This is a genomic window from Variovorax sp. PDC80 (genome assembly GCF_900115375.1).
GTDB lineage: Bacteria > Pseudomonadota > Gammaproteobacteria > Burkholderiales > Burkholderiaceae_C > Variovorax.
On the sequence record NZ_FOWG01000005.1, the window covers coordinates 408204 to 421377 of the forward strand.

Genomic DNA, 13174 nt, shown 5'->3' on the forward strand with positions numbered 1-13174 from the left:
CTCGAGGGAATGGTGGGAAAGGGCCGATTATGGCCAGCGCGCATGAAGCGCCGAAGCCGGCGATGGAACGGCCCTTGCTTCGCGGCGGGGGTACTGTCAACATCCCCCGAGAGAGGAACTCCCATGCCTTCCATCGAAGCCACGCCCGCCGCGCCCTCCCCCGGCGGCAGCGGCCATCTGAAGAAAGTGCTCGGTCCCCTGCAGCTCTGGGGCATCGCGGTCGGCCTCGTGATCTCGGGCGAGTACTTTGGTTGGAGCTACGGCTGGAACACCGCCGGCACGCTGGGCTTCCTGGTCGCCACGGTGCTGGTGGCGACGATGTACACCACCTTCATCTTCAGCTTCACCGAACTCTCGACCGCCATCCCGCACGCCGGCGGTCCCTTCGCCTACGCGCGCCGCGCCTTCGGCCCGCACGGCGGCTTCGTGGCCGGCTTCGCCACGCTGATCGAGTTCGTGTTCGCGCCGCCGGCCATCGCGCTGGCGATCGGCGCGTATCTCAACGTGCAGTTCCCGGGCATCAACCCGAAGTGGTTCGCACTCGGCGCCTACGTGATCTTCATCGGCCTCAACTGGATCGGCATCGGCATCGCCGCGGCCTTCGAGCTGTTCGTGACCGTGCTCGCGATCTTCGAGCTGCTGGTGTTCATGGGCGTGGTCACGCCGGGCTGGTCGATGGCCAACTTCGTGGCCAACGGCTGGGCCGGCGGCAGCGTGCTGAACGGCGCGGCCATCGCGGGCATCTTCGCCTCGATCCCGTTCGCGATCTGGTTCTTCCTCGCGATCGAGGGCGCGGCCATGGCGGCCGAGGAGGCGCGCGATCCGCATCGCACGATCCCGATCGCCTACACCACCGGCATCGTCACGCTGGTGGTGCTGGCCTTCGGCGTGATGATCTTCGCGGGCGGCGTGGGCGACTGGCGCAAGCTCGCCAACATCAACGACCCGCTGCCGCAGGCGATGAAGGCCGTGGTGGGCGACAACAGCGGCTGGCTGCACATGCTGGTGTGGATCGGCCTGTTCGGGCTGATCGCCTCCTTCCACGGGATCATCATGGGCTACTCGCGCCAGATTTTCGCGCTGGCGCGCGCCGGTTACCTGCCGCGCTACTTCGCGGGCCTGAGCCCGCGCTTCGACACGCCGCACCGCGCGCTGCTGGCCGGCGGCGTCGTCGGCGTGGTGGCGATCTTCAGCGACGAGTGGGTGCAGTTCGGCGGCCAGACGCTCACGGCCAACATCGTGACCATGGCCGTGCTCGGCGCGATCGTGATGTACCTGGTCTCGATGGCCGCGCTGTTCAGGCTGCGCCGCACCGAGCCCGCGCTGCCGCGCAGCTACCGCGCGCCCTTCTACCCGGTGTTTCCCGCCATCGCGCTGGGCCTGGGCCTGGTGTGCCTCGGCGCGATGGTGTGGTTCAACCCGATGCTCACCCTGCTGTTCCTCGTGCTGATGGCGCTGGCCTACGGCTACTTCCTCGCGACCTCGGCGCAGCGCCGCGCGGCCGCGCCCGACGAGATGCTGTCGGCGCCCACCTCCACGCCCGCCGCCTGATCGAACGATGCGCTACCGCACCACCATCGCCGGCCAGGGCTTTTCCTTCGACGACCTGCGCCAGGTCATGGCCGCGGCCAGTCCCGCGCGCTCGGGCGACTACCTCGCGGGCATCGGCGCGGCCACCGCGCAGCAGCGCATGGCCGCACGCCACGTGCTGGCCGACACGCCGCTCGCGCAGTTCCTCAACGAGGCGCTGATCCCCTACGAGAGCGACAACATCACGCGGCTGATCATCGACGGCCACGACGCACGGGCCTTCGCGCCGGTCTCGCACCTCACGGTCGGCGACTTCCGCAACTGGCTGCTGTCGGAGCAGGCGGACACCGCGGCGCTCACGGCCCTCGCGCCGGGCCTCACGCCCGAGATGGTGGCGGCGGTGTCGAAGCTCATGCGCAACCAGGACCTGGTCTCGGTCGCGAAGAAGTGCAACGTGGTCACGCGCTTTCGCGACACCATCGGCCTGCCCGGCCACCTCGCGGTGCGGCTGCAGCCCAACCATCCCACCGACGACCTGCGCGGCGTGGCCGCCTCCACGCTCGACGGCCTGCTCTACGGCGCGGGCGACGCGGTGATCGGCCTGAACCCGGTGTCCGACAGCCTGCCGGTGCTCGGTCGCCTCTTGCACATGCTCGACGAGTTGATCCAGCGCTTCGAGATCCCCACCCAGAGCTGCGTGCTCACGCACGTCACCAACACGCTACGGCTGGCCGAGGCCGGCGCGCCGGTCGACCTGGTGTTCCAGTCGATCGCGGGCACCGAGAAGGCCAACCTCTCGTTCGGCGTCACGCCCGAGCTGCTGGCCGAGGCCCACGACGCCGCGCAGTCGCTCCAGCGCGGCACCGTCGGCGACAACCTCATGTACTTCGAGACCGGCCAGGGCAGCGCGCTGTCGGCCAATGCCAACTTCGGCGTCGACCAGCAGACCTGCGAGGTGCGCGCCTATGCGCTGGCGCGCCGCTACAAGCCGCTGCTCATCAACACCGTGGTCGGCTTCATCGGCCCCGAGTACCTGTACGACGGCAAGCAGATCATCCGCGCCGGCCTCGAGGACCACTTCTGCGGCAAGCTCATGGGCCTGCCGATCGGCTGCGACATCTGCTACACCAACCATGCCGAGGCCGACCAGGACGACATGGACAACCTGCTGGTGCTGCTGGGCACCGCGGGCATCAACTTCATCATGGGCATCCCGGGCGCCGACGACGTGATGCTCAACTACCAGAGCACCTCGTTCCACGACGCGCTGTTCCTGCGCCAGACCCTGGGCCTGAAGCGCGCGCCCGAGTTCGAGGCCTGGCTGCAGCGCATGCAGATCACCGATGCGGCGGGGCGTATCGCACCGCCCTCCTCCAACCGGCTGCTGGCCGGCATGGGCGCCCTGTCGGCGCTGTCCTCATGAGCGATTCGGTCACGCCCAACCCCTGGAGCCAGTGGCGCTCGGCCACGCCCGCGCGGCTCGCGCTGGGCCGCGCCGGCGCCGGCATGCCGACCGACGAGACGCTGCGCTTCGGCTGGGCCCATGCGATGGCGCGCGATGCGATCCATGCGGCGCTCGACGTCGATGCGCTCGAAGCCGCGCTGCATCACGACGGCTGGCGGGCCACGCGCGCGCGCAGCCGCGCCGAGGACCGTGCCACCTACCTGCGGCGGCCGGACCTGGGGCGGCAGCTCGATGCCGGCGATGCGGACCGCTTGCGCGCCGACGTCGACGCACCAGCCGATGTCTGCATCGTGATCGGCGACGGCCTGTCCTCGCTCGCGGTCGCGCGCCACGCGGCGCCGCTGCTCGCGGCACTGCGCCCTCACCTGCCGCCCGATACCCGCTTCGCTCCCGTCGTCATCGCGACCCAGGCGCGCGTCGCGCTCGCCGACGAGGCGGCCGAGTTGTTCGGCGCCACGCTCTCGGTGATGCTGATCGGCGAACGGCCCGGCCTCAGCTCGCCCGACAGCCTCGGCATCTACCTGACCCACGCGCCACGCAAGGGCCGCCACGATGCCGAGCGCAATTGCATTTCGAACGTGCGGCCCGAAGGCCTGTCGTACGAACTCGCGGCCTTCAAGCTGGCCTGGCTGATGCGCGAGGCGCTGCGGCGCGGGCTCAGCGGCGTGGGGCTCAAGGACGAGAGCGATCTGGCGGTGCTGGAGGCGGGGGGCGGGTCGCCGGCGCTGCCAGGCGGGTAGCCACCGGGCCGGCGTGCCTATGATGGCGCGCAGAACCACCGGAGACACCATGACCACCCGCTACCCCCTCGCCGAACTCGCCGACCTGCCCGAAGACATCCGCACCGCCATCCTCGCGGTGCAGGAGAAGGCCGGCTTCGTGCCCAACGTGTTCCTCGCGCTCGCGCGCCGACCCGCCGAATGGCGCGCCTTCTTCGCTTACCACGACGCGCTGATGCTCAAGGAGGAAGGTTCGCTGACCAAGGGCGACCGCGAGATGATCGTGACCACGACCAGCGCGGCCAACCAGTGCCTCTACTGCGTGGTGGCGCACGGCGCGCTGCTGCGCATCTACGAGAAGAAGCCGCTGGTGGCCGACCAGGTGGCCGTGAACTACCGCAAGGCCGACATCACGCCGCGCCAGCGCGCGATGCTCGACTTCGCGATGAAGGTCTGCGAACGCTCGCACGAGATCGACGACAGCGACTTCGCGCCGCTGCACGCGCACGGCTTCGACGACGAGGACATCTGGGACATCGCGGCCATCACCGCCTTCTTCGGGCTCAGCAACCGGCTCGCGAGCTTCAGCGGCATGCAGCCGAACCCCGAGTTCTTCCTGATGGGACGGCTGCCGCGCGAAAAGAAATAAGCGGCGCGGCCGGCGCTCAGGCCGCGCCGCCCTTGCGGCAGGTGGCCAGCGCATCGAGCGCGGGCTTGTAGGTCGGCGTGTTGACGTCCATCAGGCCCAGCACCGTGTGATAGAGGTTGTCGTGCGTGAGCGGCGCATCGAGGCCGGCCTCCATGCACGGGCGCGACAGCTTGCGGCGCTCGCTCAGGCCGGCGCTGAACCAGGTGACCATCGGCACGTGCTTCTGCGCCTCGGGCGCGAAGCTGTAGGGCACGCCGTGCAGGAACAGGCCGAACTCGCCCAGCGACTCGCCATGGTCGCTCACGTAGAGCAGGCCCGGGTCGTACTGCTTCGACTGGCCCTTGAGCCAGTCGATGGTGCGGCCGAGGAAGCGGTCGGTCTGCGCGATCGAGTTGTCGTAGACGTTCATCAGCTCGGTATGGCCGCACTCGGCGAGCGCATTGGTCTTGCACTCGGGCTGGAAGCGCTTCATGTCGGCGCCCGAGCGCTTGTAGTAGGCCGGCCCGTGGCTGCCCATCTGGTGCATCACCAGCACCACGCCCTTGGCGCGGCGCTCCGCCGGCAGCGCGGCGATGCGCGCATCGAGCCCCTCGAGCATCACGTCGTCGAGGCACTCCTCGCCGTCGCACAGCGCGCTCTTGGCGGCCGGCGGCAGGTTGTCCAGGGCCGAGGCATTGGGAATGCGCGTGCAGACGTCCTTGCAGCCGGCCTGGTTGTCGAGCCAGAACACCGCCAGCCCGGCGGCCTGCAGCACGTCGACCAGGTTCTCGTAGTCGTCCTTGCGCGATTCGTAGCCCTGCTTGCCCAGCGGCGAGAACATGCAGGGCACCGAGGCCAGCGTATTGGTGCCGCAGGAATACACCGTGCGGTAGCTCAGCACGTCGCGCTTCGCGAGTTCGGGCGTGGTGTCGCGCGCATAGCCGTTGAGGCCGAAGTGGTCGGCGCGCGCGGTCTCGCCCACCACCACCACGAACAGCGGCGGTTTCTGCTGGGCCGCGTAGCTGGCACCGAGCGTGGTGCCCGCGGTGATCGGGATCAGCTTGCCGCTGCGCTTGAACAGCGGCTTGATGAACACCGCGCCGGTCGAGTAGAGGCTCGCGATCGGGTTCATCATGTAGCGCAGGTGCACGTTGTTGCGCATCAGCGGCGCCAGCTGCCGGTTCATGGCCACGGCCGCGACCAGCGCGACGACCACCATGAGCAGCAGCAGCACGGCGTTGCGCCACAGCTGCGAGATCCAGCGCATCGGCGCGATGCGCGCGAACCACAGCACGACGGCGACCGGCGCGATCACCACCAGCAGGTTGAAGCCCATGCGCCAGCTCAGCAGGTCGCGCGCCTCGTTGGGATCGGTCTGCAGCACGTTGGCGATCATGGTCGGGTCCATGACCACGCGGTACTCGAGCATGTAGTGCTGCACCAGCGCCGCCAGCACGGCCACCGCCAGCCACAGCGGCTTCATCCAGCGCGTCCAGGCGGTGAACGAGAGCATCGCCACCGTGCCGCAGAAGCTCAGCAGGCTCATCGCGGCGATGGTCGGCAGGTAGGTGCTGGGCGCGCCGCCGATGCGGGCCAGTTCGTTCCACAGCGGCCAGTTGGCGGCCACCCCCAGGTACAGGGCCAGCCACAGCACCATCTGGCGGGCCGATCGCGGCCGCTCCAGCCATTGGCGCACCGCCTCCCAGGGGGTTTCGGACGCGGGGCCCGACGAGGATTCGGAGATCGAGGGGAGGCCGGACCGGAGCGGCGCGGGCTCTATGCGCGTGACAGACATGCGACAAATGTAGGAAGCGGGCCTGAAAGGAGCCTGAACTTGCAGTTCAGGCAGCGTTCAGGCTTGCTGCAACGCAACAACATCCGTCGAGCGGCGGGCGCGACGGATCACCGTGTCGATGGCGAGGCCCACCGTCCAGCAGACCCAGCCGCTCCAGAGCGTGTGGCTCATGTAGTGGGCGCCGCGCAGTTGCTGCGTCACGCCGAGCAGCAGGCCGCCGACCAGCGCGGCGGCCAGCCATATCGATGCGATGCGGGGGGCGACGCGCCGCAGCACGAAATAGCCGCCCAGGTAGGCGAAGGCGGTGGAGGCATGGCCGGCCGGGAAGCAGCCGCCCGGGCCGCCGTCGCGCACGCCCCAGGACCAGTGCGAGACGTAGTGCGCCATGCCGCCGAACTCCTGCAGGTCCCAGGGGCAGCTGGTGTGGCTCGCGTGCTTGAGCAGGCTGACGGCGAACACCGAGGCCAGCACCGTCAGCGCCAGCTGCGCGCGGCTCGCGCGGTCGAGCCGCCGCAGGAAGCCGACGGGCCAGCGGATCGCGAGGAACAGCGCGACCAGCAGCGCCCAGCTCAGGTTCTTGGCGCCGGTGTGCATCACGTGGACCAGGAACGGGTTCTCGCGCAGCGGAAAACCCATCGGCGTGCCCATCCAGCGCGCCAGCGGCAGATCGGCCCCGGCGGCATCCCAGAGCAACAGCAGCGCAAACGAGATCAGGGTCCAGGCGCCCAGGCGAAGGTTCGGGATACGGCGGGTCATCGAAGGAAAAGCGGCCATCGGCAAAAATAGGGGCCAGCCTAGGCCGCGCGAATGAACCAGGGCTGAAGCCACCTGAACCGAAGCTGAAGCCGGCTGAGCGGAAGCTGACCGCGGCCCGGACGCTAGACTGCGGCTTTCCCACCGAATCCGAGGAGTGCCACCGCGTGCGCATACTGCTGGTCGAAGACGATGTGGCGCTGGCGGATGCCGTCTGCGGCTACCTGCTGGCCAAGGCCTTCGTGGTCGACGTGGCGCCCAGCCTCGCCGATGCGCGCGGCGCGCTGCTCTCGGTACAGTACGCGGCGGTGCTGCTCGACCTGCACCTGGGCGACGGTGACGGCCTCTCGCTGCTGCCCCAGGTGCGCGCGCTGCGCGAACCGCCGATCGTCATCGTGCTGACCGCGCGCGACCAGGTCACCGACCGCATCCGCGGCCTCGATGCCGGCGCCGACGACTACCTGATCAAGCCCTACGACCCGGCCGAGCTGCTGGCGCGGCTGCGCGCGGTGGAACGCCGGCGCAGCGCGGGCAACTCGCCGGTGCTGCAGCTGGGCACGCTCGAGATCGACATCGCGCACGACCGCGTGCGCCGCGACGGCCAGCCGGTGACGCTGACGCAGAAGGAATGGGCGCTGCTGCGCGTGATGGCCACGCGGCCCGAGCGCATCCACACGCGCGAGAACCTGGCCGATGCGCTCTACGGCTTCGGCGACGAGGCCGACAGCAACACGCTCGAGGTCTTCATCAGCCGGCTGCGGCGCAAGCTCGGCCGCAGCCACATCCAGACCCTGCGCGGGCTCGGCTACCGGCTCTCGGCCGACGAGGAGGAATAGCCGATGACCGAAGCGGCAGCACCTCGCGCGCGCAGCGAGCGCGACACCCTGGCCGGCCGGCTCACGCGCACGCTGATCCTGTGGGTCGGCGGCGTCTGGCTGCTGTGCGTGTTCGCGGTGGTCTGGTACGTGGACCGCGAGATCAACCACAACTTCGACAATGAGCTGGTCGAGGTCTCGCACCGCATGTTCGCGATGGCGGTGCAGGAGCTCGAGAAGCTGCAGCACCCGGGCCAGGAGCCGCCGCGCGCGCCGCTGATCGCGCCCAAGCAGCTGTTCTCGGAGGACGCGGTGATCTACCAGATCGTCGACCTGCACGAGCACGTGCTGCTGCGCTCGGCCGAGGCGCCCGAGGACACCTTCGACGTGCCGCTGGCCGCCGGCTTCGCGAACAACCCGAACTGGCGCATCTACACCGTGCGCCATCCCACGCTGGGCCTGTTCTTCCAGGTCGCCGATCCGCTCGACGAGCGCCGCCGCGCGCTCAACCGCACGCTGTTCGGCCTGATCATCCCGTTCGGCGCGGTGCTGCCGCTGCTGGCGCTGGTGCTGCGCAACGTGGCGCGCACCGAGCTGCGCGTGCTGCAGCGGCTCACCGGCGAGATCGAGCAGCGCAGCGGCGCCGACCTGCGCCCGATCGCCCTGCCCAACCTGCCGCGCGAGCTGCGCACCGTGGGCGACCACGTCAACCTGCTGCTGGAGCGCCTGTCGCATTCGCTCGACGTGGAGCGCGCGCTCGCGGCCAATGCCGCGCACGAGCTGCGCACGCCGCTCGCGGCCGCGCGGCTGCGGCTGCAGACCGCGCTCGAGCACGACCTGCAGCGCAACGACGTGCAGGCCGCGCTCGACGCGCTGCGCACCCTGAGCCACCGCGCCGAGAAGCTGCTGCAGCTCTCGCGCGCCGAATCGGGCGCCTCGCTGGCGCGCGCGCGGGTCGACCTGGTGCAGCTGGCCGGCACGGTGGCGCAGGAGTTCTGGCAGGACCCGCAGCATGCCGAGCGCCTCGCGCTCAAGGTGCCCGACAGCGTGGCGCCGGTGGCCCTGGGCGACGTCGACGCGCTCGCGATCGCGCTGCGCAACCTGGCGGAGAACGCGCTGCGCTACGGCGGCGAGGGCCGCGTGGTGATCGAGGTGATGGCGCCCTGCGTGCTCGCGGTGCGCGATGCCGGCCCCGGCGTGAACGCCGAGCAGCTCGCGACGCTGCGCGAGCGCCATGTGCGCCACAGCTCCGACCGCGCGGGCTACGGCCTGGGCATCTCGATCGTGAGCACCATCGTCGAGAAGCACGGCGCGAAGCTCGAGCTGGCCTCGCCGCCGGCGGGCGCGGCCCAGGGCTTCGAGGCGCGGATCGTGCTGCGGCCGGCCTGAAGGCCGGCGCCCGCGCTCAGTCGCCGCTGACCAGCGCGCGCAGCCAGTCGGGCAGCGCCAGCGCCTTCTGCTTCGGGAAGTCGACCCAGATCGTGGTCGCGCCGCCCGCGGCGCAGATCACATCGGGCTGGTCGGCACGCGCCATCGTGGCCCAGCTCTCGAAGGTGGTGCGGCCCGGATCGCTCACGTACATCTTGAGCAGCACGTTGCCCGGGTACTCGATCTGGCGGTAGAAGTTGCAGAAGGCATTCACGATCACCATGCCCTCGCCGCCGGGTTCGGGTTCGAAGCCGATCGAATGCATCCAGTCGATGCGCGCGGTCTCGAGGTAGCGGAAGTAGGTGCCGTTGTTGAGGTGGCCCATCGCGTCCATGTCGCCCCAGCGGATCGGGATCGACATTTCGTAGACCAGTTTCTTCTTCTCGGGGATTTCGATTCTCATCGGTGGGCCTTGATCGAGGCGAGGATGCCGAGGACGAACAGCAGCGCCGCCACCAGCTCGGTGGCCTGCGGCCAGCGGCCGTCCCAGACGAAGGAATAGACCAGCGCGAACAGCGTCTCGCTCACGATGAGCTGGCCGCAGAGGCTGGCCGACAGCCGCTGGCTCGCGACGTTCCAGAGGATGGTGGCGAGCCACGAGGAGCCGAAGCCGCCCGCGAGCGCCAGCACGACGAACAGCAGGCCGTCGGGCTGGGCCTGCAGCGCCGCGAGGTCGCTGCCGGCCGCGAGCCAGAGGCCGATGGCGCCGAGGCCGGTGGCGATGCCGAGCCAGTTGGCCCAGTCGGCCGCGTGGATCTCGGTGTGGCGCTGCAGCCAGGCCGCGTTGAGCAGGCCGTAGACGGTCCAGCTCGCCATCGCGCCGAGCGAGAGCACGATGCCCCAGGCGAAACGCCCGCCGCCATGCGCACTGCCCTGCTGCGCCGACCACGCGCCCCAGATCATCAGCGCGATGCCGGCGCCGGTGAGCAGCAGGCCGGGCAGCAGCGCGGCCATGCGCAGCCCCGGCGGGCGGCCCAGCAGCATCATCCAGACCGGGATGGTGCCGATGATGAGGCTGGGCACCTCGGTGCCCGCGGCCACGATGCCGAAGGCCAGCAGCAGGTAGTAGCCGCTGAAGCCCAGCACGCTGAGGCCGAGGGCGGCCAGCGCCTGGCGGCCCGTGGGCCAGCGCCGCGCCGCGGGCCGCGCGAACACGGCCAGCGCCGACACGGCGCCGAAGACGGCGAAGCGCGCCGAGACGATGTCGACCATGGCGAAGTGCCCGACCATGCGCGGCACGACGAACACCAGCCCCCAGAGCGCCCCCGCGCCCAGGCCGGCCGCGACCCCGAACCAGGCGCGCGGGCTCAGAGTGCGAACCCGTCGTCGGCGGCGATCACGGCGCCGTTCACGAAATGGCTCTCGCCACTGGCCAGCAGCACGATCAGGCCATCGAGGTCCTCGGGCTTGCCCACGCGCTTGCGCGGCAGCATGCTCACGAGCTTGGCGCCGCCCTCGGTGCTCCAGTGCGATTCGTTGATCTCGGTCTCGATGTAGCCCGGGCACAGCGCGTTGACGTTGATGCCGAAGCGGCCCCATTCGAGCGCCATGGCCTTGGTCATCTGGATCAGCGCTGCCTTGCTCATGGCGTAGACGCCGATCTGCGGCAGCACCTTGAGCCCGGCCACCGAGGCGATGTTGATGATGCGCCCGCCGATGTAGGTGCCCGGCGCCGCGCCCTTGGCGCGCGCCAGCATGCGCTTGCCGACCTCCTGCGCGACGAAGAAGGAGCCCTTGAGGTTGGCGTCGAAGATGAAGTCGTAGTCCTCGGGCGTCACGTCCTGCAGCCGCTGGGTGGTGCTCACGCCCGAGTTGTTGACCAGCACGTCGATGGCGCCGACCTCGGTCTCGGCGCGGGCCACCGCCGCCTTGATGCTGCCGATGTCGGTCACGTCGAGCTCGACCACGTGAGCGTCGCCGCCCTCGCCCTGGATGCGCGCGCGCAGTTCCTTGAGCTTGTCGACGCGCCGGCTCGCGAGCACCACGGCGGCACCGGCGCGCGCGAGCGTTTTCGCGAACTGCGCGCCGAGGCCGCTCGAGGCGCCGGTGACGAAGGCCACGCGGCCCGAGAGATCGATGCTGTACGCCATGGAGTGCTGTTCCTGTGGAGTCGCGAAGGCGACGTGAAAACACGGGCGACACGCCCCGCGGGGGCGGCCCGTGGCGCCCGCATAAAATGCCCGGCAGCCACGAAGCGCCAGTGCCTCCCATCATATCGACGAGACCCCCATGACCCACGACGAAATCCTTGCCCAGTACGGTCCCCGCGAAGCCATGGAGTACGACGTCGTCGTCGTCGGTGGCGGGCCGGCCGGACTCTCGACCGCGATCCGCTTGAAGCAGCTCGCCGCCCAGAACGAGAAGGAGGTCTCGGTCGTGGTGCTCGAGAAGGGCTCGGAGCCCGGCGCCCACATCCTGTCGGGCGCCATCATGGACCCGCGCGCGCTCAACGAGCTGCTGCCCGACTGGAAGGAACTCGGCGCACCGCTGAACCAGCCCGTGACCGACGACGCGATGGTGTTCCTCGGCGAGAAGGCCAGCCTGCGCACGCCCAACGCCTTCCTGCCCGACTGCTTCCAGAACCACGGCAACTACATCATCAGCCTCGGTGCCTTCACCAAGTGGCTGGCGCAGCAGGCCGAGAACCTCGGCGTCGAGATCTTCCCGGGCTTCCCGGCCGCCGAGGTGCTCTACGACGAGAAGGGCGCCGTGCGCGGCGTCGCCACCGGCAACATGGGCGTGGGCAAGGACGGCGAGCCGACCGAGAACTTCCAGCTCGGCATGGAGCTGCTGGGCAAGTACACGGTGTTCGCCGAGGGCGCGCGCGGCCACCTGGGCCGCCAGCTGATCGCCAAGTTCAAGCTCGACGAGGGCAAGGATCCGCAGACCTACGGCCTGGGCGTCAAGGAAGTCTGGGAGATCGATCCCAAGCGCCACGAGCCCGGCTTCGTGCTGCACACGGCCGGCTGGCCGATGAAGAGCGACACCTACGGCGGCGCCTTCCTCTATCACATGGAGGACAACAAGGTCACGATGGGCTTCATCACGGGCCTGGACTACAGCAACCCCTACCTGAGCCCGTTCGAGGAAATGCAGCGCTGGAAGCTGCACCCCAACATCCGCTGGTATCTCGAAGGCGACGAGGCCAAGGGCATCAAGCCCGCCAAGCGCATCGGCTACGGCGCGCGCGCGATCACGGCCGGCGGCCTGCAGTCGCTGCCCAAGACGGTGTTCCCGGGCGGCGCGCTGGTCGGCTGCGAGGCCGGCTACCTCAACGTGAGCCGCATCAAGGGCAGCCATGCCGCGATCAAGACCGGCATGCTGGCCGCCGAAGCCGCCTTCGACGCGCTGCAGGCCGGCCGCCAGCACGACGAGCTCACGGCCTACCCGGCGGCCTTCGAGAAGAGCTGGCTGCATGCCGAACTCAAGAAGGCGCGCAACTTCAAGGCCTGGTTCAAGAAGGGCCTGCTGGTCGCGACGCTGATGAACGGCATCGAGCAATGGCTGCTCAAGGGCAACATCCCCTGGACCCTGCGCCGCACCAAGCCCGACCACCAGTACCTGAAGCCGGCCTCGGAATGCCAGCCGATCGCCTACCCCAAGCCCGACGGCAAGCTCACCTTCGACCGGCTCTCGAGCGTGTTCATCAGCAACACCAACCACGAGGAACAGCAGCCGGCCCACCTGACGCTGAAGGACGCGTCGGTGCCGGTCAACGTCAACCTCGCGAAATTCGCGGGCCCCGAAAGCCGCTACTGCCCGGCAGGCGTGTACGAGTTCGTGCCCGACGAAGGCAGCGCGGGCAAGCAGCGGCTGCAGATCAACGCGCAGAACTGCGTGCACTGCAAGACCTGCGACATCAAGGATCCGACGCAGAACATCGTGTGGGTCACGCCTGAAGGGGGCGGTGGGCCCAACTACGTGGGGATGTAAGGTCTGTTTTTCTGAGGCCCTCTTCGGAGGGCCTTTTTGCTTCTGGCCGTTCTTGTTCGGGGTGCGTGCACAGGACAGCGGGTACTTCCCTCCGCGAATGTCCCCCGG

The 13174-nt window shown here is 69.6% G+C and carries 12 protein-coding genes; 7 read left to right on the plus strand and 5 right to left on the minus strand.

All coding sequences use genetic code 11. The features are described 5' to 3' along the window. Positions 1-123: 123 nt before the first annotated feature. From eat to BM109_RS17620, 4 genes are read left to right on the plus strand one after another with little or no spacing between them, the layout of a single operon-like run. On the plus strand, positions 124-1551 hold the full coding sequence (eat, locus tag BM109_RS17605) for an ethanolamine permease (RefSeq protein ID WP_093344834.1): 1428 nt from the start codon (positions 124-126) through the stop codon (positions 1549-1551). 7 nt (positions 1552-1558) lie between these two features. Beyond that, positions 1559-2953 carry an ethanolamine ammonia-lyase subunit EutB gene (locus tag BM109_RS17610; RefSeq protein WP_093344836.1) on the plus strand — a complete coding sequence of 465 codons (1395 nt, stop codon included), beginning with the start codon at positions 1559-1561 and terminating at the stop codon, positions 2951-2953. After that, positions 2950-3735, plus strand: a complete 786-nt coding sequence (gene eutC / locus BM109_RS17615) for an ethanolamine ammonia-lyase subunit EutC (RefSeq protein WP_093344839.1) — start codon at positions 2950-2952, stop codon at positions 3733-3735. Before BM109_RS17610 ends, eutC begins: the two co-directional genes overlap by 4 nt. Positions 3736-3784: 49 nt before the next feature. Next, positions 3785-4363 (plus strand): peroxidase-related enzyme, encoded by a 579-nt coding sequence (locus BM109_RS17620; protein WP_093344841.1) that lies wholly within the window; start codon positions 3785-3787, stop codon positions 4361-4363. Positions 4364-4379: 16 nt separating this feature from the next. Here BM109_RS17620 and BM109_RS17625 read toward each other — a convergent pair whose 3' ends face one another. Together BM109_RS17625 and BM109_RS17630 are read right to left on the minus strand one after the other, a co-directional pair. Further along, positions 4380-6137 carry a phosphoethanolamine transferase gene (locus tag BM109_RS17625; RefSeq protein WP_093344843.1) on the minus strand — a complete coding sequence of 586 codons (1758 nt, stop codon included), beginning with the start codon at positions 6135-6137 and terminating at the stop codon, positions 4380-4382. Between the two features lie 57 nt (positions 6138-6194). Further along, entirely contained in the window at positions 6195-6893 is a 699-nt protein-coding gene (locus BM109_RS17630) for a phosphatase PAP2 family protein (protein ID WP_093345074.1), read from the minus strand. A 164-nt stretch (positions 6894-7057) separates the two neighbouring features. On the opposite strand from BM109_RS17630, the gene BM109_RS17635 reads away from it, so the two are divergent. Both BM109_RS17635 and BM109_RS17640 read left to right on the plus strand, forming a co-directional pair. Beyond that, entirely contained in the window at positions 7058-7726 is a 669-nt protein-coding gene (locus tag BM109_RS17635) for a winged helix-turn-helix domain-containing protein (protein WP_093344845.1), read from the plus strand. A 3-nt stretch (positions 7727-7729) separates the two neighbouring features. After that, positions 7730-9094: a sensor histidine kinase gene (locus tag BM109_RS17640; protein ID WP_093344848.1), complete on the plus strand. Its 1365-nt coding sequence runs from the start codon at positions 7730-7732 to the stop codon at positions 9092-9094. A 16-nt stretch (positions 9095-9110) separates the two neighbouring features. Here BM109_RS17640 and BM109_RS17645 read toward each other — a convergent pair whose 3' ends face one another. The 3 genes from BM109_RS17645 to BM109_RS17655 form a co-directional block, all read right to left on the minus strand. Then, positions 9111-9536: an acyl-CoA thioesterase gene (locus BM109_RS17645; RefSeq protein ID WP_093344850.1), complete on the minus strand. Its 426-nt coding sequence runs from the start codon at positions 9534-9536 to the stop codon at positions 9111-9113. Next, positions 9533-10363 (minus strand): DMT family transporter, encoded by an 831-nt coding sequence (locus BM109_RS17650; protein ID WP_256222634.1) that lies wholly within the window; start codon positions 10361-10363, stop codon positions 9533-9535. Before BM109_RS17650 ends, BM109_RS17645 begins: the two co-directional genes overlap by 4 nt. 77 nt (positions 10364-10440) lie before the next feature. Then, complete coding sequence (locus BM109_RS17655) at positions 10441-11223, minus strand: SDR family oxidoreductase (protein ID WP_093344855.1); 783 nt, start codon at positions 11221-11223, stop codon at positions 10441-10443. Positions 11224-11362: 139 nt separating this feature from the next. Between BM109_RS17655 and BM109_RS17660 the strand changes: the two genes are divergently transcribed. After that, positions 11363-13066, plus strand: a complete 1704-nt coding sequence (locus tag BM109_RS17660; protein ID WP_093344857.1) for an electron transfer flavoprotein-ubiquinone oxidoreductase — start codon at positions 11363-11365, stop codon at positions 13064-13066. Positions 13067-13174 lie beyond the last annotated feature (108 nt).

Coding starts and splice junctions, on each gene's coding strand:
- eat (WP_093344834.1), top strand. CDS start 124: ATGCCTTCCATCGAAGCCACGCCCGCCGCGCCCTCCCCCGGCGGCAGC.
- BM109_RS17610 (WP_093344836.1), top strand. CDS start 1,559: ATGCGCTACCGCACCACCATCGCCGGCCAGGGCTTTTCCTTCGACGAC.
- eutC (WP_093344839.1), top strand. CDS start 2,950: ATGAGCGATTCGGTCACGCCCAACCCCTGGAGCCAGTGGCGCTCGGCC.
- BM109_RS17620 (WP_093344841.1), top strand. CDS start 3,785: ATGACCACCCGCTACCCCCTCGCCGAACTCGCCGACCTGCCCGAAGAC.
- BM109_RS17625 (WP_093344843.1), bottom strand. CDS start 6,137: ATGTCTGTCACGCGCATAGAGCCCGCGCCGCTCCGGTCCGGCCTCCCC.
- BM109_RS17630 (WP_093345074.1), bottom strand. CDS start 6,893: ATGACCCGCCGTATCCCGAACCTTCGCCTGGGCGCCTGGACCCTGATC.
- BM109_RS17640 (WP_093344848.1), top strand. CDS start 7,730: ATGACCGAAGCGGCAGCACCTCGCGCGCGCAGCGAGCGCGACACCCTG.
- BM109_RS17645 (WP_093344850.1), bottom strand. CDS start 9,536: ATGAGAATCGAAATCCCCGAGAAGAAGAAACTGGTCTACGAAATGTCG.
- BM109_RS17650 (WP_256222634.1), bottom strand. CDS start 10,363: ATGGTCGGGCACTTCGCCATGGTCGACATCGTCTCGGCGCGCTTCGCC.
- BM109_RS17655 (WP_093344855.1), bottom strand. CDS start 11,223: ATGGCGTACAGCATCGATCTCTCGGGCCGCGTGGCCTTCGTCACCGGC.
- BM109_RS17660 (WP_093344857.1), top strand. CDS start 11,363: ATGACCCACGACGAAATCCTTGCCCAGTACGGTCCCCGCGAAGCCATG.